19 protein-coding genes are annotated in these 22222 nt (G+C 63.3%); all 19 read right to left on the bottom strand.

Annotation, left to right across the window (positions count from 1 at the left end; all coding sequences use genetic code 11):
- Window positions 1-69: 69 nt before the first annotated feature.
- The 19 genes from PSH73_RS12895 to PSH73_RS12805 all read right to left on the bottom strand — a co-directional run bounded on the left by PSH73_RS12895 (window position 70) and on the right by PSH73_RS12805 (window position 22220).
- On the bottom strand, window positions 70-729 hold the full coding sequence (locus PSH73_RS12895; RefSeq protein ID WP_057436603.1) for a glycosyltransferase family 2 protein: 660 nt from the start codon (window positions 727-729) through the stop codon (window positions 70-72).
- Window positions 726-1325, bottom strand: coding sequence for an SAM-dependent methyltransferase (locus PSH73_RS12890; RefSeq protein ID WP_057959475.1), 600 nt, complete (start codon window positions 1323-1325; stop codon window positions 726-728). Before PSH73_RS12890 ends, PSH73_RS12895 begins: the two co-directional genes overlap by 4 nt.
- On the bottom strand, window positions 1322-2080 hold the full coding sequence (locus PSH73_RS12885) for a PIG-L deacetylase family protein (RefSeq protein WP_057959476.1): 759 nt from the start codon (window positions 2078-2080) through the stop codon (window positions 1322-1324). The genes PSH73_RS12890 and PSH73_RS12885 overlap by 4 nt, the downstream gene beginning before the upstream one ends.
- On the bottom strand, window positions 2077-3078 hold the full coding sequence (locus PSH73_RS12880; RefSeq protein ID WP_057959477.1) for an acyl-CoA dehydrogenase family protein: 1002 nt from the start codon (window positions 3076-3078) through the stop codon (window positions 2077-2079). Before PSH73_RS12880 ends, PSH73_RS12885 begins: the two co-directional genes overlap by 4 nt.
- 1 nt (window position 3079) lies before the next feature.
- Entirely contained in the window at window positions 3080-5221 is a 2142-nt protein-coding gene (gene glgX / locus PSH73_RS12875) for a glycogen debranching protein GlgX (protein ID WP_057436597.1), read from the bottom strand.
- A 112-nt stretch (window positions 5222-5333) separates the two neighbouring features.
- A complete protein-coding gene (locus PSH73_RS12870; protein WP_057444084.1) occupies window positions 5334-5564 on the bottom strand; it encodes a DUF2934 domain-containing protein in 231 nt (76 codons plus the stop codon).
- Between the two features lie 23 nt (window positions 5565-5587).
- A complete protein-coding gene (locus tag PSH73_RS12865; RefSeq protein ID WP_057959478.1) occupies window positions 5588-8341 on the bottom strand; it encodes a malto-oligosyltrehalose synthase in 2754 nt (917 codons plus the stop codon).
- The gene (gene malQ / locus PSH73_RS12860) at window positions 8338-10422 is read right to left on the bottom strand and encodes a 4-alpha-glucanotransferase (RefSeq protein WP_120733154.1); all 2085 of its coding nucleotides are present in this window, start codon (window positions 10420-10422) and stop codon (window positions 8338-8340) included. Before malQ ends, PSH73_RS12865 begins: the two co-directional genes overlap by 4 nt.
- Window positions 10419-12176: a malto-oligosyltrehalose trehalohydrolase gene (gene treZ, locus PSH73_RS12855; RefSeq protein ID WP_057959480.1), complete on the bottom strand. Its 1758-nt coding sequence runs from the start codon at window positions 12174-12176 to the stop codon at window positions 10419-10421. Before treZ ends, malQ begins: the two co-directional genes overlap by 4 nt.
- A gap of 14 nt (window positions 12177-12190) precedes the next feature.
- Window positions 12191-13750: a glycogen synthase GlgA gene (gene glgA, locus PSH73_RS12850; RefSeq protein ID WP_057436591.1), complete on the bottom strand. Its 1560-nt coding sequence runs from the start codon at window positions 13748-13750 to the stop codon at window positions 12191-12193.
- 558 nt (window positions 13751-14308) lie between these two features.
- Window positions 14309-15262: a D-2-hydroxyacid dehydrogenase family protein gene (locus PSH73_RS12845; protein ID WP_252117331.1), complete on the bottom strand. Its 954-nt coding sequence runs from the start codon at window positions 15260-15262 to the stop codon at window positions 14309-14311.
- Window positions 15263-15296: 34 nt separating this feature from the next.
- On the bottom strand, window positions 15297-15725 hold the full coding sequence (locus PSH73_RS12840) for a YqaA family protein (RefSeq protein ID WP_057436587.1): 429 nt from the start codon (window positions 15723-15725) through the stop codon (window positions 15297-15299).
- Between the two features lie 3 nt (window positions 15726-15728).
- Window positions 15729-16175, bottom strand: a complete 447-nt coding sequence (locus PSH73_RS12835; RefSeq protein ID WP_057959482.1) for a DUF411 domain-containing protein — start codon at window positions 16173-16175, stop codon at window positions 15729-15731.
- Window positions 16176-16341: 166 nt separating this feature from the next.
- The gene (locus PSH73_RS12830) at window positions 16342-16791 is read right to left on the bottom strand and encodes an SRPBCC family protein (protein ID WP_305462648.1); all 450 of its coding nucleotides are present in this window, start codon (window positions 16789-16791) and stop codon (window positions 16342-16344) included.
- Window positions 16792-16889: 98 nt separating this feature from the next.
- A complete protein-coding gene (locus PSH73_RS12825) occupies window positions 16890-18041 on the bottom strand; it encodes an acyl-CoA dehydrogenase family protein (RefSeq protein WP_120733147.1) in 1152 nt (383 codons plus the stop codon).
- A gap of 3 nt (window positions 18042-18044) precedes the next feature.
- A complete protein-coding gene (locus tag PSH73_RS12820) occupies window positions 18045-19151 on the bottom strand; it encodes an enoyl-CoA hydratase/isomerase family protein (RefSeq protein ID WP_169989701.1) in 1107 nt (368 codons plus the stop codon).
- Between the two features lie 159 nt (window positions 19152-19310).
- Window positions 19311-20015 (bottom strand): HPP family protein, encoded by a 705-nt coding sequence (locus PSH73_RS12815; protein WP_120733143.1) that lies wholly within the window; start codon window positions 20013-20015, stop codon window positions 19311-19313.
- Window positions 20016-20215: 200 nt separating this feature from the next.
- The gene (locus tag PSH73_RS12810; protein WP_225923788.1) at window positions 20216-20422 is read right to left on the bottom strand and encodes a type VI secretion system contractile sheath small subunit; all 207 of its coding nucleotides are present in this window, start codon (window positions 20420-20422) and stop codon (window positions 20216-20218) included.
- 190 nt (window positions 20423-20612) lie between these two features.
- Window positions 20613-22220, bottom strand: a complete 1608-nt coding sequence (locus tag PSH73_RS12805; RefSeq protein WP_128593070.1) for a glycosyltransferase family 39 protein — start codon at window positions 22218-22220, stop codon at window positions 20613-20615.
- Window positions 22221-22222: the final 2 nt, after the last annotated feature.

Here is a 22222-nt window from a genome sequence, read left to right as displayed (position 1 = left end):
TTGCCATACCTGAGTATTGTTCATTGGCGGGGATTCGTCGCGCTCCGGCCGGGTAAAATCGTATTTATTTCAGGAAGGCTGCATCAGCCCCTTCAAATAGTCGCCAAATCCGCCTTGCGCACGGCACTCCAGGCGCGCACTGGTAATGACCTGGGGCGCGTGGCTCCAGGCAATGGTTGCGCCGCAACGCTCCAACTGGCGTACCAGTTGCACATCTTCATGACAGGGCAGGGGCTCGAACCCGCCAGCCCGCACATAGGCGCCAGCGCTGACCCCCAGATTGGCCCCATGGATGTGCCGATGCCCGTCACAGGCCTGGTAGGACTGGTGATAGCGGATCTGCGCCGCCTGGTCGAAACCATCGCTCCAGGCGTCCACCGTGACGGTGCCGCACACCGCATCCACGCCCAGCGCCAGTTGCGCCACCAGCCAATCGGTGGCAACACGACTGTCGGCATCGGTACAGGAGATCCAGCGGGCGCCATTGTTAAGCAGGTGCCGAGCGCCCATGCCCCGCACCTGGCCGACATTGCGCGCCTCGACGCTCAGGCTGTGTACGCCGAACGTCTCGGCAATGGCCGCACTGCGGTCGGTACAACTGTCGAGCACCACCAGTATCTGCACTTCTTCACCGAGCAACCCGGGATGGCTGGCGGCGATCAACGCGGCCTTCAGACATTCAGGCAGCAGCGCCTCTTCGTTATGCACCGGGATCAGAATGCCGATCATCGCAAGCCCTCGAGATGGGCGACCGAGGCGCTTTCGCGAGACCACAGGTCGAGTAGGAAATCACTGTCAGCCACCTGCGCCAGGCGGGACATACCCAGGCGTTGGTGCAACACCTGGTGGACCTGTTCCGCAGTTTGCGGGCAACCGTCGATAGCCGGGCGCCAGTGACAGGCCAGGACCTGGCCATCGTCGGTCAGCGCGGCCAGGATCTGCTCGACGAGCAGGCACAGGTCGTCATGGTCGAGGTAATAGCACCACTCGCTCAGCACGATCAGTTCGAACCTGCCGCCCGGCCATTGGGCAGGCAAGCGACGTTGCTCGACCTGGGCATGGGCGAACCCTTGCAGGCGCGCTTGCGCCAGGCTCACTGCGGCAGCGGCGGTGTCGCAGCACAGCAGACGCGCGCAACGTGGCGCCAGTTCGGCGCTCAACTCGCCATTGGCGCAGCCGGGTTCGAAAATCGAGGCATAGCGGGGCTTGGTCAGCAGTCCCAGGGTCAAGGCGCGCTTGCGCTGCTCGTACCAGCGCTGGCGGAAGGCCCAGGGATCGTCATTATCCACAAACAATTGGTCGAAGTAAGCCGTGGCCACACTCATACAAACACCACTTCAAAAGGTTGTAACAGCCGCTCCAGCACGTGGGGCGGCAAGACGGGCGGCAAGTCGATCTGGGGGTCGCCTTCCAGCTGGCTGGTGAAGGCGTGCAGGGCATGACGCTTGCGCGCGACGACGGCGGGCGCCAGGGCAATCTTGCGTGCGCGCTGCCACGGCACCCGTGGGTCTTCGGGGGTTGCCCAATGCCACGTCCACACCGGCAGTTCAATCAAGCGCGCACCGACCGCCAAGGCCGCCTGGGCACTGGCGCGGCCTACCGCTTCGTGGTCGCAATGCCCGTCTTCGCGCCAGGTGGTGAACACCACATCGTCCGGTTGCAGGTGCCGCTGGATAAATTCAGTCAGCGCCGATTCCCGGGCCTGCACCTGACTGTCGCTAAAACCGCCGCGCAGCCAGGTCAGGCGTTGCTGATGCCAACCCAGGCGCTGCAAGGCCTCGGCCGACTCCTGCGGGCGCACCTCGCGCAAACGCTGCTGCGGCCAACGGGGCGAGCCGGGGTGGCTGGCACAGCCATCCGTCACCGAGATCAGCAGCAGTTCGCGGCCCAGCGCGGCCAAGCCTTGCAACAGGCCGCCGCAGCCGAGCACTTCATCATCCGGATGGGGCGCGATTATCACGGCGCGGCAACCATCAGGCACCAATTGCGCCACATTGACCTCGGGCAGGCCGGCGACCCGGGCTGAACCTTGCCAGGCCCGCAGCGGGGTGCCCTGGCCGACAATGGGGTTGGCTTTCATAATTGCCACGTCCCTCCGGACTGGATCGCCACCTGCTTGCCAAGGGCCGCCAGGTCACGCTCGGCATGGCTTTGGCGCAAGTACACCGGCAAGTCGGCCATCAGCCGGGCGAAGTGTTCATCCTTGCAGTAAGGCCCGGCGCCCAAAGCCCGGCCTGTGTGATGGATGACCTGGTTGGCGGCCGCCTCAATCACCGCCCGCGCGCGGCGTGCCAGCAGTTGGGCATTGGCCTGGGGCTGATCGTCGATTTGCCGCGCAGCCGTGCGCAGCACCGTAGCGGCCGCGTACAAGGCCATGTCCACCGCGCCCAGATGCGCCAGCGCATGGGGCTCTTCGCGTTGGTCGCAGTGTTCACGCAGGGCCTCGGCCAAGCGCTGCGCCGCGCCGTACCAACAGGCGGCAATACCAACCCCGCCGTGCCAGAAGCCGGGGCGTTGCAGGTAATCCCCTGGGGCGCCTACGGCCAGCGCCACGGCGTTCTCGAACGTCACATCGACACTCGCGCAAGCGCCCATGCCCACGGCGTTCCAGCCTTCGGCGGTCACAGTTACCCCCGGCTGGTCCATTGACACCGCGACCAACTGCTGGCGCTCCTGCGCATCCCAGGCGGTCAATAACCCGTGGCTGACCACCCCGGCCCCGGAACACCAGGCCTTGCGGCCATGCAGCAGGTACTGCGAGCCCTCACGCCTGACCTGCACCCGTGCCGTCGGCGGTTCGGCGGCCCACATGCCCCAGGTGCTGCCCGCCGGCGGCGCCGCGCTGTTGAGGTCGGCCATGATTGCCAGCGCGTCGGTGTGCCCTTCGAACAGCTTGCACAGGCTCAGGTTGTGCCCGGCCACCTGGGCCAGCAGGCTGAAGCGCAGCAGGGTCTGCCCGCCACCCGGCAATGGCAATTGATCCAGGCCAGCCGCCACCATGGCGCTCAGGGTCTGACCAAGGCCCTCGGTATCGGCCAGACCCTTACGATTGCGTTGCAGGAACCCGTGTAAATCCATTTCACACCTCTTCCTCGTGTTGCAGCTCGAACAGCAGCAGCGAGCGCCCGGTCACGGCATATTCATGGTCAAAATCGAAACGTTCCTGGCCGCGCACGGCCGGCTGGTTGGTATCGACCATGCAGGTCCAGAAACCGCCATCCGGCACCTGGGGCAAGCGGAAGTTCACCAGGTCATGGTGCGCATTGACCACCAACAGCAGCGTAGCATCGGCCCCCGGCCGGCGGATCCCGGTTTCCTGGGCGCGCCCATCCATCAACATGCCCAGGCAACGGCCCTGGCTGTCTTCCCATTGCTCGATGGTCATTTCATTGCCATCGGGGGCCAGCCAGGTCACGTCCTTGACCCCGATGTCCTCGTTATAGTCGCCCACCAGGAAGCGCCCGCGACGCAGGATGGGGTAGGCCAAGCGCAACTTGATCAGGCGTTTGACGAACTTGAGCAGGGACTTGCCATCCTCATCCAGCTCCCAGTTGACCCAGCCGATTTCGCTGTCCTGGCAGTAGGCGTTGTTATTGCCGTGCTGGGTGCGGGCGAACTCATCCCCGGCCACCAGCATCGGCGTGCCCTGGGCCAGCAGCAGGGTGGCGAAGAAGTTGCGCATCTGGCGCAGGCGCAGCGCGTTGATCTCCGGGTCTTCGGTCGGTCCTTCGACGCCGTGGTTCCACGACAGGTTGTTATTGCTGCCGTCCTGGTTGTTCTCGTCGTTGGCTTCGTTGTGCTTGTCGTTGTAGGACACCAGGTCATGCAGGGTGAAGCCGTCGTGGGCGGTGATGAAGTTCACCGAGCTGTAGGGGCGGCGCCCGCGCTGGTTGAACATTTCGCCGGAGGCGGTCATGCGCCCGGCAAAGTCCGCCAACTGGCCGTCATCGCCTTTCCAGAACGCGCGCACGGTGTCGCGGAAACGGTCATTCCACTCCACCCAGCCCGGCGGGAAGTTGCCCACCTGATAACCGCCGGGGCCCACATCCCAAGGCTCGGCGATCATTTTTACCTGGCGCAGCACCGGGTCCTGGCGGCAGGCCACAAGGAAGCTGTGACGCTCGTCGAAACCGTCGTGATAACGCCCGAGGATGGTCGCCAGGTCAAAGCGGAAGCCATCCACATGCATCTCGGTGGCCCAGTAACGCAGGGAGTCGGTGACCATTTGCAGTACGCAAGGGTGACTCAGGTCCAGGGTGTTGCCGGTGCCCGAGTCATTGATATAGAAGCGCTTGTCGTCAGGCATCAGGCGGTAGTAGGAGGCGTTGTCGATGCCGCGCATCGACAGGGTCGGGCCTTGCTCGTTGCCTTCGGCGGTGTGGTTGTAGACCACATCGAGGATCACTTCCAGCTTGGCCTCGTGCAGGTGCGCGACCATTTCCTTGAACTCGGCGATCTTGCCGCTGGCCAGGTAGCGCGGGTCGGGGGCAAAGAAGGCGATGCTGTTGTAACCCCAGTAGTTGGTCATGCCTTTTTGCAGCAAATGCTGGTCATTGACGAAGGCATGCACCGGCAGCAACTCCACCGAGGACACCCCCAGTTGGCGGATGTGCTTGAGCACATCGTCCACCATCAACCCGGCGCAGGTGCCGCGCACCGCTTCAGGGACCGAAGGATGGCGCATGCTGATGCCGCGCAGATGGGTTTCGTAGATGATCGTGCGGTCCCACGGGGTGCGCACCGGCTGGTCGTTGCCCCAGGTATGGGCTGGGTCGATGACTTTGCATTTGGGCACGAAGGGTGCGCTGTCGCGCTCATCGAAACTCAGGTCGGCATCCGGGTGACCGATGGTGTAGCCAAACAACGCTTCGGACCATTTGAGCTCGCCCACCAATTGCTTGGCATAGGGGTCGATCAGCAATTTATGGTGGTTGAAGCGATGGCCGTTGGCGGGATCGTAGGCCCCGTATACCCGGTAGCCATAGATCAGCCCGGGGTGGGCATCGGGCAAGTAGCCGTGGAAGGTCTCGTCGGTGTATTCCGGCAGCTCGATACGTTCCAGCTCGACTTCGCCGGTATCGTCGAACAGGCACAACTCAACCTTGGTGGCGTTGGCCGAGAACAGCGCGAAATTGACCCCCAGACCATCCCAGGTCGCGCCGAGGGGGAAGGGCAAGCCTTCACGAATGCGCGATGGCTCGGTAGCGGGTGTCTTGCTCATGGTGTTGCTCCTGCAGGGTTTTTCAGGCCGAACGGGGCCGTGCTGACATCAGGTCAGATCAATCGTTGAGTGTGCTGCAGGAGCCGGTGGCCGGCTCCTGTGGGAAGGTGGATCAGCCGGCAGGCTTACGCGCCGCCCGTGGCTTTTTGGCGACCGCCGGTTTTTCCGCGGCCGGCTTTGCCTTGGCCTTGGTGCCGGTCTTGGGTTTACTCGGAGTCAGGGCCTCGGCTTCGGCCAGCTTGCGGGCCATTTCCCAATGACGGGCTTCCTGGCCCTCAGGTTTACCTTCGGACTCCCATATCTGATACGCGAATTCACGAACGCGTTTGTCTTCGGTGCTCATCGCAATGCTCCTCACAGAAAATTTCAGCTTTCTTGATCGTCAGAATGGATAAAGACATTTACCGGGAGTACCCCCAGGGCAGCGCTGATCAGTAGCTCCTTGTTGGGTGTGACTGCGCCTGTTTGCAAAAGTCCCTTCCAATTTTGCAGCGTGGCGTCGAACGGTAATGTGATCCGGGTATCGCCCCAAACCTGCGCATCCACCCGGGGCTGGGCGCTGTTTTCAAGCAGAGCGTGGGTCCAGCGTGGCACCACCACCAACAGCCACTGGCCTTGATATTCGCGGCTGAAGGCGACAATCCGTTGGGCATGCCGGCCCAGCACTTGCAGCGGTACATAGCGTCCCCTGGCAAACAACAACGGGTAGGCCTTGCGCAGGTTCAACACCTGGGCAATCAGCGCCTGCTTCAAGTGCCCGTCACGCCAGCGCTCAAGCAAGGCGCCGGGTGCTGCCGCCAATGCCTGTTGCCGGGCATTGAAATCCACCGGCCGCCGGTTGTCCGGATCCACCAGGCTCAAGTCCCAGAATTCGTCGCCCTGGTACAGGTCCGGCACGCCTGGCACGGTGTTGCGCAGCAAGGATTGCGCCAGCCCGTTCAACGCGCCGGCGGGGGCGATGGCCTCGGCCGCCGCGTGGATCGCGGTGCGCAAGGTCAGCCCAGCGGGCTCGAGCAACAAGCGCCTGAGGAAGGCTTCGACACCTTGCTCATAAATATCGTTGGGGGCGCTCCAGCTGCTGTGCAGCTTGGCTTCGCGCAGGGCTTTTTGCTGCCACTGCCAGAGGCGCTGCTGATAGTCGTCGGTGTTCTCAATGCCCAGGTCCAGGGGCCAACTGCCCAGCAGCACCTGATACAGGATCAGCTCATCACCGGCCGAGGGGATGGCCGGATCATCGCGCAAGGGCGCCGCCAGCCTGCGCCACTGTTGCACCTGCTCGGCATACCAGGGCGCGCACTCGCTGAGTACCGCCAGGCGCGCTCGGCTGTCTTCGCCGCGTTTGTGGTCATGGGTGGCGGTGGCCAGCAGGTTATCGGGGAAGGTCTGCAGGCGCTGCTGGTTGGCGGCATGGAACTCGGCCAGGGGCGCGCTGAACTGTTCGGTACTGAAACCCACGTCATTGCGCGAGAGCAGCACTGCCGAGCGATAGAAAGCGGTGTCTTCCACGGCCTTGGCGGCTGCCGGCGAGGTCAGTTGCTGGAAACGCACGCAGGCATGCTTGAGGATCTTGCGCGGCTGCCCCACCGGGCGTTCGCGCCAGAGTTGGCCGCCGAGCCACTGTTGCAGGTAGTCGAGCACTGGCCAGTCGGCTTCGCTCAAAGTCCCACGGGCACCGGCCAGCGCCTGCTGGAACAGCGCCTCGTCAGCGGCGCTGCGGCCACAGGCGCTGATGTAGGTGCGGTACACCGGGAAGTGCACGATCAGCTCCTGCAAGGCGCGGCGGATCGCGCCCAGGGTCAGGTCACGGCTCATCACATCTGCGCGGGCCACTTGCAGCAGGGCCTGGGCCACGCTCTCAAAATCCCCGGCCAGGGAGCCGTTGAGGATTTGTTGCCGGGCCAGCCAGGCTTCCTCGATAAACGCCGACGGCCGCTCGCTGGCCTCGCTCCACAGCTGGGCCAACGCCTCGAACCCCTGGGGGTCGTGCTGTACCAGCGACACCTGGTTCATGAACTCATAGCCGGTGGTGCCATCTACCCGCCAGTCTTCGCGCAGGGTTTCCCCGGTGCCGAGGATTTTCTCGACAAAGATCGGCAAGTGCCGGCTCGGCGACAATCCATCCACCCGGCGCCGCAACTTGCGGCAGTAGCCACGGGGATCGGCCAGGCCGTCGATATGGTCGATGCGCAGGCCATCCACCAGGCCCTCGCTGATCAGCTGGAAAATCTTGCGGTGGGTGGCCTCGAACACCGTGGCCCGCTCCACCCGCAGGCCGCCCAACTCGTTGACGTCGAAAAAGCGCCGCCAGTTGATGTCATCCGCCGCCGTGCGCCAACTGGCGAGGCGGTAGGCTTGCTGCTCCAGCAGTTGGTGCAACCGGGAAAATCCCTCGGGCTGGCGCGCATCAAACAGCGCCAGGATGTGCTCGATGGCTGTCAGGTTGAGGGGGGCGCGCGCCTGTACGGCCAGTTCCTGTTTCAGGCTGGCGGCCAGGGGCCAGGCATCGGCCTGATAGGCCAGGGCGCTGAAGCGGTCGGCCAGCTCTTTGAGGGGCGGATGCAGGCGCAGGATATCGCCGTAGTCCCTGGGGCAGATCGGGAAGCGGTGCTCGTAGTGCTCGACAAAGAAGCTACCCTGGGCCGGGTCAAACCGCAGGGGCAGGTTGCCGCTTTGCAAGGCCTCGCCGTAATCGCTGCCGAGGAAGGGCATCAGCAGTTGGCCCTTGAGCAGCGGGTCGGGGGAGTGCCACTGGATATCGAAGAATTCGCAGTAAGGGCTCAGGCGCCCCCATTCCAGCAGATCCAGCCACCAGGGGTTGTCGCTGCCACCGACGGCCATGTGGTTGGACACGATATCCAGAATCAGCCCCATCTCATGGGCGCGCAGGGCCGCCACCAGGCGACGCAAGGCGGGTTCGCCGCCCAGTTCCGGGTTGACGGTGGTCGGGTCGACCACGTCGTAGCCATGCATTGAACCGGCGCGGGCCTTGAGCAGGGGCGATGCATACAGGTGGCTGATGCCCAGGCGGGCAAAATACGGCACCAGCGGCACCGCATCATCGAGGGTAAAGCCTTTGTGAAATTGCAGACGCTGGGTGGCTCGTAGCAAGACGCTGTTCATCGGTCACGCTCTAGGGCTTGATTACGGGCGACCGCCAGTAACTCCAGGCGGCGCGCAGCGTTGTCATCGTCGAGCAGGTGCGCGGCGTCCCCCGGCAGGCGCCGTCGCCAGTTGGGATGGGTGTCGGTAGTGCCGGGCAGGTTGGCTTGCTCTTCGACGCCCAGGGCATCTTCCAGGGGCAGCAACACCAGCGGCGCACGGGTGTGGCCGAGGTAGCGCACGCTGGCATCGAGCATGTGGTCGGTTTCGTTGCGCAGCTCATCGAGAAAGTTCTGCGGGTCTTGAACCAGGGCCCGGCGCAGTGCTTCACGCTCGCGCTGGCGGTGCTCACTCCATTGCTCCACCGTCGGCGCGTCGATCAGTCCCAGTTGCACATTCCAGTCGATATCGCGGCTGTGCCACCAGCCATTGAGCGTCGGCAGGTCATGGGTACTGGTGGTGGCCAGGGCGTTATCCGGCCAGTCGAGGATCGGCGTGAAGCGCCCGCCGTGGTCCTGTTCGAACAGCAATACGCGCATGCCCAGCATGGCCCGGGCGCTGAGTTTTTCCCGCAGGCCCTCGGGCACCGTGCCCAGGTCTTCGCCGAGCACAATCGCTTGGTGCCGGCTGGATTCCAGGGCCAGCAGGCGCAGCAGGTCGTCCACCGGGTAATACAGATAAGCGCCTTGTTTGGGTGAAGCGTCCCTGGGGATCACCCACAGCCGTTGCAAGCCCATCACATGGTCGATACGCAAGCCGCCAGCATGGGCGAAGTTGGCCCGCAGCATTTCGATAAACGCGCGAAAACCGTTGCGTTTCAGGCCTTCGGGAGAGAACGCGGAGATGCCCCAGCCCTGGCCGGCACGGTTGAGGATGTCCGGTGGCGCACCCACCGTCAGGTCGGCCAGCAGTTCATCCTGACGGCTCCAGGCCTGGCTGCCGGCGCCATCGGCACCCACGGCCAGGTCGGCAATCAGGCCGATGCCCATGCCACTGCCGCGGGCGGCTTGTTGCGCACGTTCAAGGCAGCGGGCGATCAGCCATTGGTTAAAAGCATAGAAGCCAATGGCTTCGCCTTGCTCGGCGGCAAATTGTGCCAGCGCGGCGCTGCCTGGATCGCGCCACTCCTCGGGCCACTGGCGCCAGTCGAGGCTTTCGCCGTTGGCGGCGCGCTCGGCCTGGATGGCTTCGAAGCGGCAGTGGTTTTCCAGGGCCTCACCGCCGGCCTGGCGAAAGCTCAGGAAGTCCGCCTGCTGCGGGTGCTCGCCCTGGCAGAAGTCCTCATACAGGGCGCGCAGCAGGCGTTGCTTGACCTTGGCGGCGGCAGGCCAGTCGATCAGGCTTTGTTGTTCCAGTTCCTGCAGCTGATCGGCCAACCCGGTGGACTCGATGGCGCTGCGCACTGCGCGCTCGCCGAGGATGCACCCCGGCGAGGCGTACAAGCTATTGAGGAACAGTCGGCTGGACGGCGAGTAGGGGCTGTAGCGCGTGGTATCGGCGCTGAACATTGCGTGCAGCGGGCTGATAGCCAGGGCATCGACGCCCCGTTCAGCGGCGGCGCGGGCCAGTTGTTCCAGGGCCTGGGTGTCGCCAAAACCGCCGTCGCCGCTACGGCGCAAGGCATACAACTGGGCGCTCAGGCCCCACGCACGGGCAGGCTGGCTGTCCACCGCCTCGGCCACGCTGAAACAGCGCAGGGGCGCGACAGCCAAGGTGAAGGACTGGCCGCCGATCTGTACCCGCTGGTAGCCCACGGGCAAGGTGCCGGGCAGGTTGGCCTCGGCGTCCAGCTCAAGGCTTTGGGTACTGCCATCCTCCAGGTAAACCTGGCACGGCGTGCCGGGAGCAAAGTATGCGGCCAGGTCGAGGCTGCTGCCGACATCCACGGTTAACAGTGGCGCCAGGTGCCGGTCTCGTTGCACACGTTCCAGGTCTTGCAGGCTGGCAGCGATGGCTTCATCGGTGTCGGCGGGGTGGCCAAGGCCGTTGAGCACGGCGCGCAAGGCGTCGGCGCTGACATGTTGCGGACGGCCATTGGCGTCGATCCAATCCACCGCCAGGCCCGCGCGGCTGGCGAGTATTTCCAATTGCGCTTCGCTCAAGGGTGCTCTCCAACAGGTGATGAGGTGTCGCCCGGCGTCAGGCTGACGCGGGCGCAGAAGGGCGTGAGTGACCCAGGGTCGCTGCTGGTGCTGAACAGCTCAGTGATGCCGGCCGGATGGTGCAGGGTGGCCGGGCTCAGGTTGAGGTCTATCTGCAGGATGCTGCCATTGCCCATCCGCCAGCGGGCCGATACCGCGCCCTGGCCCAGGACCTGCGCGCCGAGGGCCATGCTGCCGGGCAGGTGGGGCACGATATGTTGCCGGCGCAGGCCCAGCAGTTGGCGATACAGCGCCGCAGGCGCCTGGCTAAACTGCGGGAGGCAGCGCTCGAAGGTCTGCAGCGCGTTGGGGTCGGGAATCTGCGCGCGGCGCTCGGGGTCGCTGAAGGCGGCGAAGTCAGCAAACTCATTGCGTCGGCCTTCGCGCACGGCCTCGGCCAGTTCGCCGTGATGGTCGGTAAAGAACAGGAAGGGCTGCTCGGCGGCGATCTCATCACCCATGAACAGCAGCGGGATCATCGGCGACATCAGCAACAAGGTGGTCGCCGCCTGCAACGCCTGGAGCGAACACAGTTGATGCAAGCGCTCGCCAAGGGCGCGGTTGCCGATCTGGTCGTGGTTCTGCAAAAACAGCACAAAGGCACTGGGCGGCAAGTGCTCGCTGGATTCGCCACGCCGGGTACCGTGGCGCGTGGTCTCACCCTGATAGATAAAGCCTTCGCCCAGGCAGCGCGCCAGTTTGGCGGTGGGTTCGTCGGCAAAGTCGGCGTAATAGGCGTCGGTCTCGCCGGTCAACAGCACGTGCAGGGCGTTATGCCCGTCGTCGTTCCATTGCGCATCGAAACCCTGCTGCAACAGGCTGGCCTGGTTGAATTCGTTTTCCAGCACCAGCCACACATGGCGGTCCGGGTCCACCTGCTCACGCACCCGTTGGGCCAGTTCCTTGAGGAACGACGGGTCGTCGATGGCATGCACCGCATCCAGGCGCAGGCCGTCGAAGCGGTATTCGAGGAGCCACATCAGCGCATTGTCGATAAAGAAGTCGCGCACCTCGCGGCGGCGAAAGTCGATCCCGGCGCCCCAGGGGGTGTGGGTGTCTTCGCGGAAAAAGCCTTTGGCGTACTGGCCCAGGTAGTTACCGTCGGGGCCGAAGTGGTTGTAGACCACATCCAGAATCACCGCCAGGCCATGCTCATGGGCCCTGTCGATCAGCTGTTTCAACTGCTCCGGCGTGCCCAGGGACGCTTGCGGCGCGTAGGGCAGCACCCCGTCGTAGCCCCAGTTACGCTCGCCAGGACACTGCGCCAGCGGCATCAGCTCAATGGCGGTGATGCCCAACTCGGCCAAGCGTGGCAGGTGTTGCTCTACAGCGCTGTAGCCTCCCAGGACCCCCACATGCAGCTCGTAGATCACCGCTTCATGCCAGGGTCGGCCCTGCCAGGCGCTGTGGCGCCAGGGGTAGGCCAAGGGATCGACCACCACGCTGTCGCCATGTACATCCGCGTGCTGGAGGCGCGATGCCGGGTCCGGCACATCGCGCTCGCCATCAATATTAAAGTGGTAGCGGGTACCGGCCCCACAGCGCACGTCAGCCACAAACCAGCCGGCTGCCTGGGGCAGCATGGGCACCGACTGCCCCCCTTGCAGCTCGACGCTGACATAAAACGCATCAGGCGCCCACAGGGCGAAGCGGGTGTGTTGCGCATCCTGCATGATCGCGCCGTGGGGCCATGTTTCCAGAGTCCGTGACGGCATCTATCCTAACCTCTTTATACTTTTCCTGATTTTCCCAGCGCTTTCGCTACCAGTTGTTCGTAAAGTTCGGCATAGGGCTCCACCGCCTGGCACCAGTTGAATGGCGCGGACATGGCCCGGCAGCGCATGGCGTTGAGCAGGCCGGGGAAGGCAAACACCTTGAAGGCACGGGCGAGGGCGGCTTCGTAGCTTTCGACGGTAGATTCGTCGAACAAAAAGCCGGTCACGCCATCTTCGATGGTGTCAGCCAGACCGCCAGTATTGCGCGCCACCGGCAGCGAACCGAAGCGCTGGGCGTACATCTGGCTCAGGCCGCAGGGCTCGTAGCGCGAGGGCATCAATAAAAAGTCGCTGCCGGCAAACATGCGGCGGGCGTCGGTTTCGTTAAAGCCGATCCGCACGCCGATGCGGCCGGGGAAACGCAGGGCCAGGGCGCGCATGGCTTGTTCTTCTTCCGGCTCGCCACGGCCGATAATGGCAATTTGCCCGCCGTTTTCGACGATAAAGCCGGCGACGGCTTCGGTCAGGTCCAGACCTTTTTGGTAGACCAGGCGAGACACCACGGCAAACAGCGGGCCGCTGGACGCGTCCAGGCCGAACAGCTTGCGTACGTGGCTGGCGTTGACCGCCTTGCCTTGCCAGTCGCCGATATTGAATGGGTGGTCCAGGTGTGGGTCGGTGGACGACTCCCAGCTTTCATCAATGCCGTTGGGGATGCCACTGAGCAGGCCTTGCTGGGTCTTGCTGGCAAGGAAGCCATCCAGGCCGCAGCCGAACTCGGGGGTGGTGATCTCCCGGGCGTAGGTGGCGCTGACCGTGGTGATATGGCTGGAATAGGCCATGCCGGCCTTGAGGAACGACATCTTGCCGTAGAACTCCATGCCTTCCTGTTGCAAGGCATGTTCGGGAATCCCCAGTTCCGGGCACGAGGCCAAGCTGACCACGCCCTGATAGGCCAGGTTATGGATGGTAAACAGCGTGGGGGTGCGCGAACCCCGCCAGTGCATGTAGGCCGGCGCCAGGCCGGCTGGCCAGTCGTGGGCATGCACCAGGTCCGGGCACCAGTGGATTTGCGCGAGGTTGGCGGCGATATCGGCGGCGGCCAGGCCCAGGCGGGCGAAGCGGATATGGTTGTCGGGCCAGTCGCGGCCGTTGTTGGCGCCATAGGGCGTGCCTTCACGCTCGTACAGTTCGGGGCAGATCAGCACATAGATGACCAGGCCGTCCTTGAGGTCCATGCGCCCGATCTTGCACGGTGGCAGCGCGGCATGCCCACCCAGTTCGCCAATGATATGGATCGGGTTGTCGCTGTCCAACACCTGGCGGTAGCCCGGAATCAGCACCCGTACATCGTGCAGGTGGGCCATGGCTCGGGGCAGGGCAGCGGACACATCCCCCAGGCCGCCGGTTTTCACCAGATCAGCCAGCTCCGAGGTCACAAACAGTACTTTCTTACGATTGGGATTTTGCGACGACACCGACCGCACTGGGCCGGGAAGGTCAACCAAGGTGGTTGGTCCATCGACCGGCTGACTAAAACGCTGTCCCTGAGTTCCCGAAGCGGCACTTATCATTGTTCTCTCCCATGTGTTGGTCAACTGAGCGCCTGAGGCCCCAGCGAAAATCAACCGCGTCCTGCGGTCACGCGCACTAGCACTGCACAGACTGGCAAGGCTTATGCCAATTGCACCGAACTGATAAATAGATTGGATGGGCGGACGTCCGGCTGGCGCCGGTGGCGTGCGTCCTACCTTAAACCTGACCTACGGCAGAGTTGGAAAGTTTCGATTTATTGCGGGGGCTTTTGTTCTGATCGTGACCCATCGGTCATCAGTCTAGGACACAGCCCAGAGCCTGCAAGGGCTGTGGGAAAAATTTGTAGGACAATATCTTTTTTGCGGCGGTGTGGTGGGTGGGGATCGTATCGATGGCTGGGTGCGTAGAGGCACGAGAGGGGGACTGCTGCGCAGTCCAACGCGGGCAAGCCCGCTCGCCACAGGGGATGGGTGCCTCTTGGCAGGGCGCCGAGGCAGTGCTGCTCGATAGTGGTGCGTGTTCGTACTTAAAGTGATTTATTAAGAGTTAATATGGTTATATATCAATGAATTAGAAGTTACTTCTAATGTTTGATCTCAATTCAGGCCGCGCCGTATCTCCCCCGCAGCCCATGCCTGGATGTCTTCAATCATCTGCCCATAGAACTGCCGGTAGTTCTGCTCGCTGACGTAGCCCACATGGGGTGTGGCCAATACATTGGGCAGATGGCGGAACCCATGGTCCACTGGCAATGGCTCCTGCCCGAACACATCCAGCGCTGCGCCGGCCAATCGGCCATGGCGCAGTGCATCGACCAACGCCGCTTCATCAACGATCGGCCCGCGTGCCGTGTTGACCAGGCGTGCACTGGGCTTCATCCAGCCCAGGGCCTGGGCATCCACCAGTCCACGGCTGCGCTCGCTGAGCACCAGGTGAATCGACAGCACATCGGCTTGCTCGAACAATTGGCGCTTGCTGACCCAGGTTACCCCCACGGCGGCGGCGCGTTCCGGGGTAAGGTTTTCGCTCCAGGCAATCACACGCATGCCAAACACCTGGCCAAACTGCGCCACGCGCTGGCCAATACTGCCCAGGCCGAGGATGCCCAGGGTCTTGCCATGCAGATCGCCGCCCAGCCCTTGTTGCCACTGGCCGGCGCGCAGGGCGTTGGCTTCAGCCAGCAGATTGCGCGTGGACGCCATGATCAACGCCCAGGTCAACTCCGGCGCCGCGTGCTTGTAGCTGTCGGTGCCGCACACCTGGATGCCCAGGGCCTTGGCCGCGGCCAGGTCGATGGCCGCATTGCGCATACCACCGGTGACCAGCAGTTTAAGCGCCGGCAACCCTTGCAACAGCGCCTGATCGAAAAGCGTGCGCTCGCGCATCACGCAAATCACCTCAAACCCCTGCAAGCGAGCGATCAGGGTGGCGGTATCGGCCGGATAGTCGTGCAGGAAATGCACCTGGCCGACCGCCTCCAGCACGGACCAATCCACCACGTCCCGCGCGACGTCTTGCCAATCATCTATGACTGCGATCTGTACGGACATACACACCTGCCTTGCGTTAACTGGGGCTTGACCGTTACACCCAATGCACAGCCATTGCCACCACCGCGTAACGGGCCGCCTTGGCCAGGCTGACGATCAATATAAAACGCCAGAGCGGCTCCCGCATCACGCCGGCCACCAGGGTCAGTGGGTCGCCGATGATCGGCAGCCAACTGAGCAGCAGTGACCAATGGCCCCAACGACGATAATGGCCGCGGGACTTTTCCAACTGTGCAGCGCTCACAGGAAACCAGCGACGGTCCTTGAACAGCTCGACCGAACGGCCCAGCAACCAATTGACCAACGAGCCCAATACGTTGCCCAGGGTCGCGATGCCGAGCAGTAGCCACAGCGAGTAGCTGCCATTGAGCAGCAGCGCCACCAGCACCGCTTCCGATTGCAGCGGTAACAGCGTAGCCGCCCCGAAAGCGCTGAGAAACAGCCCGGCATAGCCTGCAAACATAGATCAGTGGGCCGGGTATTCGGCTACCACCACATCTTTGCCGGCGCGGGTCAGGCCAATGACTTGATAGGCATCGCTCATGCCCTGGGTTTCCATCCCTGGCGAGCCCATGGGCATGCCTGGTGCGGCGATGCCCAACAGATCGTCGCGCTTGCGCAGGGCCAACACTTGATCAGCCGGCACATGGCCTTCGACGAACTTGCCGTCGATCACCGCGGTATGGCAGGACGCCAGGCGCGGAGCCACGCCCAGGCGCTGCTTGACCGAACTCATGTCGGCTTCCACATGATCGTTGACCTTGAACCCGTTGGCTTCGAGGTGGCTGATCCATTTTTTGCAGCAGCCGCAGTTGGCATCGCGATGCACGTCAATCGGGATCAGTTCGGCGGCCTGGGCCAGGCTGGTCATGAACAGGGCGGACAGTAAAGTCAGGCGCAGGGTGGTTTTCATAGACAGGTCCCATCGGTTACGGAGTGCGCAAAGAGCGCGCATTGTCCGCGCTTTTGCGAAGCAGGTGAGGTGGTTATGTTTCGAAATTATACGCGCACGCGACAGTCTCGGAGCTTAGCGTCCGCTGCTGTCAGCAAACTGAGAGAAAGATGACAAGTTTGTCAGCTCAGTACGATTCCAGGCGTTGCTTGAGTTGGTCCATGGCCTGGTTCGACAGCGCCACCATGCGCGCTTGCAAGGTATCGAGCTGCAGCTCGGTCTCATAGCTGAGCACCCGGGTAAACAGGGTGCCGCTGCCACGCGCCTGGAGAAAGTAGTGAATGCTGCCATCCACGGCGAGGGAGGTGAACACGGTCTTGAACTCCCGGGGCGGCACGGCGATCTGCACCCGGTAGCTCATGGGCACTCGTACCCCCAGCAGGTCGATCATTTCGGTGAAGCGCTGGCCAACGGGCAGTGAGCCGCTGGTACCGGTGTCTGCGCTCAACGAGGTGGGGTGCCATTCGTGCCAGCGGTCGGGCTGGGTCACGTAGTCATAGACAGTTTCGATGGGGGCTTGGATATAGCGTTCCTGGCTGATTCGCTCGACGCGGAGCGGGTGCTCAACTGCATTCATGTCACACCTCCTGTGCGGCTAGGAACTGTCAGAATAGTCGCACTCCCGTACAACGCACGGGAGTCTCCAGGCTTTTTTCGACGTAACGCCGGCAAGCGCTATAGCTGATAGTTTTTCAACTCCCGGGCAATCACCATGCGCTGGATCTCACTGGTACCCTCATAAATCTGCGTAATCCGCGCATCCCGGTAGTAGCGTTCCACCGGGTAGTCTTCCAGGTAGCCATAGCCGCCATGGATCTGCATCGCCGAAGAGCAGACTTTCTCGGCCATTTCCGAAGCAAACAGCTTGGCCTGGGAGGCTTCGGACAGGCACGGCTTGCCCGCACTGCGCAACCGTGCGGCATGCAGGATCAGCAAGCGTGCGGCATTGAGGCGGGTCTGCATGTCGGCCAGCAGGTTGGCCACGCTCTGGTGCTCAATAATGGCCTTGTCGAACTGCACCCGGTCACGGGCGTAGGCCAACGCCGCTTCAAAGGCCGCGCGGGCAATGCCCAGGGCCTGGGCGGCGATACCGATGCGCCCACCCTCCAGGTTGGACAGGGCAATGGCCAGGCCCTTGCCGCGTTCGCCCAGCAGGTTGGCTTCGGGCACGCTGCACTGGCTGAGGGTCACGGCGCAGGTGTCCGAGGCGCGGATGCCCATCTTGTGTTCGGTACGGTCCACGGTGAAACCTGGGGTGTCGGTGGGCACCAGGAACGCCGAAATGCCCTTTTTGCCCAACTCCGGGTCGGTCACTGCAAACACAATCGCTAATTTGGCCCGTTTGCCATTGCTGACAAACTGCTTGGCGCCGTTGATCACCCACTGGCCATCACGCAATTCGGCGCGGGTGCGCAGGTTGTGGGCTTCGGAGCCGGCCTGGGGCTCGGTCAGGCAAAAGCAGCCGATGGCCTGGCCGCTGGCCAGTTCGGCCAGCCAGGTTTCTTTCTGTGCCTGTGTGCCGTAGTTGAGGATCGGCCCGCAACCCACTGAATTATGGATACTCATCAGCGCGCCTACCGCGCCGTCACCCGCAGAAATCTCCTCGACGGCCAGGGCGTAGGCCACGTAATCCACATAGGTGCCCCCCCATTCTTCCGGCACTACCATGCCCAGCAGGCCCAGTTCTCCCATCTTGGCGACCAGGCCGTCGTCGATCCAGCCGGCCTTTTCCCAGGCCTGGGCATGGGGCGCGATTTCGCCACGGGCAAAGTCGCGCGCCATGTCGCGAATCATGACTTGTTCTTCTGTAAATTCAATATCTTGCATGAGTTAGTTTCCGTTCTTCGCGAAGTCTTGGAAGAAGCTGTCGACGTGGTGCTGGTCCAATGCCGAGAGCGTTGGCGGGTTCCAGCGCGGGGCTTTGTCCTTATCGATCAACAACGCGCGCACGCCTTCGATCAGGTCGCCCCGGGCGAACCACTGGCGGTCCAGGTGCAGTTCCAAGGCGAAGCAATCTTCCAGTGCCAGGTGGCGACCGCGTCGCAGCATCTGCAGGGTGACGGCCATGGCCAAGGGGGAGCGGGTCTGCATCAACTGCGAGGTGCTCAGCGCCCATTCATGGCTATCGGCGACGGTCACTTGTTGCAGTTGTTCGACAATGCTCGGCACATCCGGCTGGGCAAAGAAGTGGTCGATGGCCGGGCGCAGGGCGGCCAGTGGCGCATCCGGCAATTGTTGCACCGCAAGCTTGGCCAGCAAGCCTTGCAGGTCCTTGAGTGGCGAATCGTGCCATTGCAGGCGGTCGAGTTTCTGATCCAGTTCCGCCAGCCTGGCGCTGTCGAGGTACCAGTCGGCGAGCCCGCAGTACAGGGCGTCGGCGGCGCGGATCTGCACCCCGGTCACCCCCAGGTAAATCCCCAGCTCGCCAGGAATGCGCGGCAGGAAGTAGCTGCCGCCCACATCCGGGAAGTAACCGATGGCCACTTCCGGCATGGCCAGGCGGCTGCGTTCGGTGACAACCCGCAGGTCGGCCCCCTGGACCAGGCCCATGCCGCCGCCCAGGACAAAGCCGTCCATCAGGGCGAGGACCGGCTTGCGGTAATGATGAATGGCCAGGTCGAGGGCGTATTCTTCGACGAAGAAGTCTTCATGCAGGGTGTCGCCACCCTTGAAGCTGTCGTACAGCGAGCGGATATCGCCACCGGCGCAGAAGGCTTTCTCGCCGGCGCCGCGCAACACCACGGCATGCACCTGGGCATCCTCGGCCCAGGCGCGCAAATGCGCCGAAAGGCTGCGGACCATGTCCAGGGTGATGGCATTGAGGCCGGCGGGGCGGTTGAGGGTCAGGTGGCCGATATGGTTGCGTACTTCGGCCAGGACGCTGTCCTGGGAGGACTGGGTGCTGCATGTCGCCTGGGACTGAGCCTGAGCAGTCATCTGTAACTCCCTGCTTTTATTGTTCTTTATCAAAATGTTCGCGGGCGAACCATCTCCGGATCGTACCAGTGCAAATTTGCCCAGTACAAGCCGGAATCCTGCAGGTCATCTTTGCATTTATGCAGGGGGGTATTCGATAAAAAACCAGGGTGGGCGCGCCTACACCCGGCTGGCCAGCACTTGGCCAATGCTGCGGCGGCGCGCATGGTCTTCGGCGATGTGGATCAGCTCTTCCAGTTCGCTGGGGGTGACGTCGAAAAACTGCTCCATTTGCGCCAACGCCTGCTCCAGGTCCACGGCGGTGATTTTGGCGTCCACCTCCCGAGCGTGCGGTTGCACCATCACCGGCACCTCGGCGGGGCCCTTGGGGTAACGGGTGCGGGTCAGGTTGTTATAGGCCAGGGCCGAGAGCAGCAGGGTGCCAGCCCCCAGCATGACCGGCCCGACCTCCTGCCAACCCAGGGCGATGCTGGCCGGGTCGGCAAGGACCAGGGTCATGGCCAGGCCACCCGAGGGCGGGTGCAGGCAACGCAGCCAGCACATCAGCATCAACGCCATGCCCGCCGCAAGGCAGGCACTGCCCAGGGTCCGGCCCAAGACCCGGGCTACCAGCAAGGCCACCACACTGGCGCATAGATAGCTGCCAATAATCGACCATGGCTGGGCGAGGGCCCCCGATGACACCGCAAACAACAGCACGGCAGAGGCCCCCAGCGGACCCAGCAGGTGCATGGCCACTTCCAGGCCATACACCTGGGCGCAGAGCCATACGCTAAACAGGGTGCCCAGGGCCATGCCGATGGCGGCGCGGCTCCATTCGGCGGGACGGGTATTGATAGCAGCGGGTAACCAACGAGCGAGCATTGCGGGGCAGTCCAATCTTCAAAGGCGAGCAGGAAATAATGCGGGATCAGGCAAAAAGAAGGGCTTTGCGGTTTCCCGCAAAGCCCTGCGAAAGTTCCAACATTTGGGGGAGGAACCGGCGAAGTGTGCCGATCAATCAAACCCCTCGCCAATGCATATTAATGCAGGTTAAGTGCAGTATTTTTGCATCAACATCGCTCCTACCCCAGGCTGACCTTGCCCAGCACCCGCTCGTGGTTCTCGGCATTGATCAACGACTTCTGCACACTTTCCCGCAGCCGTGGGTCATTGGCCAGCGGCCCCTTGAGCGCGACCAGGGCGTCGCGCAACTCCATCAGCCGATCAAGGGTGGGCATGGGGATATAGCCGACATGTACCTGCTCAATAGGCAATTGCTCTTTAGCCATGGCGGCGATCCTCTGAGGCGTCTTTTGAACGTTTGGCGGTAACTATGCAGCACAGATGTAAAACCAGTTTAGCGCCGGGGTTATGGGGCTGATAGGGGAGCTGGTACCGGCATTTACGGATACAAACGTAGGAGCTTTCTTGATAGTGCGTGTGGCGCTTATGACCACCCCACAGGGCTTTAAATGCCTGCTATGGCCCAGCCCGCTCCAGACGCAGCAGCACATAGGTGTTTTTATCGAATGGCCCCGTCAGTACCGGCGTCAATCCGCGCCAGCGTGGCTCATCGAGGCGCTGGAAATCAGCCTGGTCCATCACCAGCCACGCCGGCGTCGGCAACGAGGCCAGGTCTGCAGGTGCCTGGGTAAACAGCGGCACCCGGTCACATTCCACATTGACCATGAACTTGATGGCCTTGGCGTCTTTACCCAAGCCATGCAATACCAGCGGCGCCGGGTGCTGCTGGATCAGCGCATGGGCCTCGCGGGCAAAGGTGCGGGTGTCGTAGAGACGGCGCTCCACCGGTTCGACCACCAGGATGTACAGGCCCCAAACCGCCAGCACCGCGCAAAACGCCGGCCCCACCGGGCGCCAGCGCCACTTGAGGAGCATCCCGACACTCAGGAGCTGCAAGCCGATCAACAGGCCCAACACGCCCTGGAAATGCTCCAGCTGCGCAGCAAAGCGCTGGCGCGCCACCAGCAGCGCGCCGATCAACAGCCCCGGGGTCAGCGCCCACAGCCCCAGCATCAAGCCCCGCAGCCCCTTGAACAGCCGCCCGTCCACCCTGTGGAACGGGTACGCGGCGATAATCGCCACCATCGGCATCATCGGTAACACATAGCGGGCTTTTTTCGCCTCGGGGATCGACAGGCCAAGCAGCACGATCAAACCCGCAGCCGTGCACCCCAGCAACAACTGCCATGCGCTATCAGCGGTGCGCCGGGCACTGAACAGCACCGCCAGTAGCGCCAGCAGGGCCAACGGGTAGGCCGGGGCGTAGTTGCCCAGGGAGCTGCTGAAGTAATACCAGACGCTGCCGGAGCCTTCGCGGCCGTCCAGGCGCCCGAGGAACTGCATGCGGATCACGTCCTGCATAAAGCTTTCGCCACCACTGACCTTGGCCAGCAACAGCAGCAAGCCGACACACGCCAGCAGCAGCGCCAAGGCCAGCACGCCGAAGCTGAACAACCGGCGCCACTGACGATTGAGCAGGTAATAGCTGCACAACACCCCGGTGGGGATCACGAGGCCGATGGGCCCGCGAATCGCAAAGCCGAGCAATAACAGGAGCAACAGCCAGGGCAGGCGCCGAGGGCTGGCGAAGTGATCGTGGGCGTAGCCCAGGTAAAACAGCGCCAGGGTCACCGCCGCGAGCATCTGATCCAGGGAGACCGCGCGGGTTTCGCTGATAAATGTGCTGCTGAGCAACAACAACGCGATGCTCAGCAGCGCCCAGCGCTGGGAGTAGGGCGCGGTCAGGCGGTAGACCAGGGCGACGATGACCGCCGAGGCAACGGCGGTCGGCAGCCAGGCACTGAAGCTGGTGACCCGCCCCAGGGGCAGCGACAACAGCCAGGTCAGCAGGGTTGAGGTCGACAGGTAATCGGCATACGGCTGGCCATAGGTGGAGGGGAAAAACCCCGGGCCGTGGCGCAACATCTCCTGGGCGAACAGCACAAAGCGCGAGTCAAAACCGATAATTGCCTGGTCCCAGTTGCCGGCGACAAACAGCAGCAGCGCCAGGAGCCCGACGCCCCAGGATTGGCGGTGCAGGGCCGGGCTGGCTAGCGTGTCCACGC

Source organism: Pseudomonas sp. FP2294 (genome assembly GCF_030687625.1).
GTDB lineage: Bacteria > Pseudomonadota > Gammaproteobacteria > Pseudomonadales > Pseudomonadaceae > Aquipseudomonas > Aquipseudomonas shahriarae.
The sequence above is the reverse complement of the archived record's forward strand: the minus strand, read 5'-3'. Positions and strand labels throughout refer to the sequence as shown.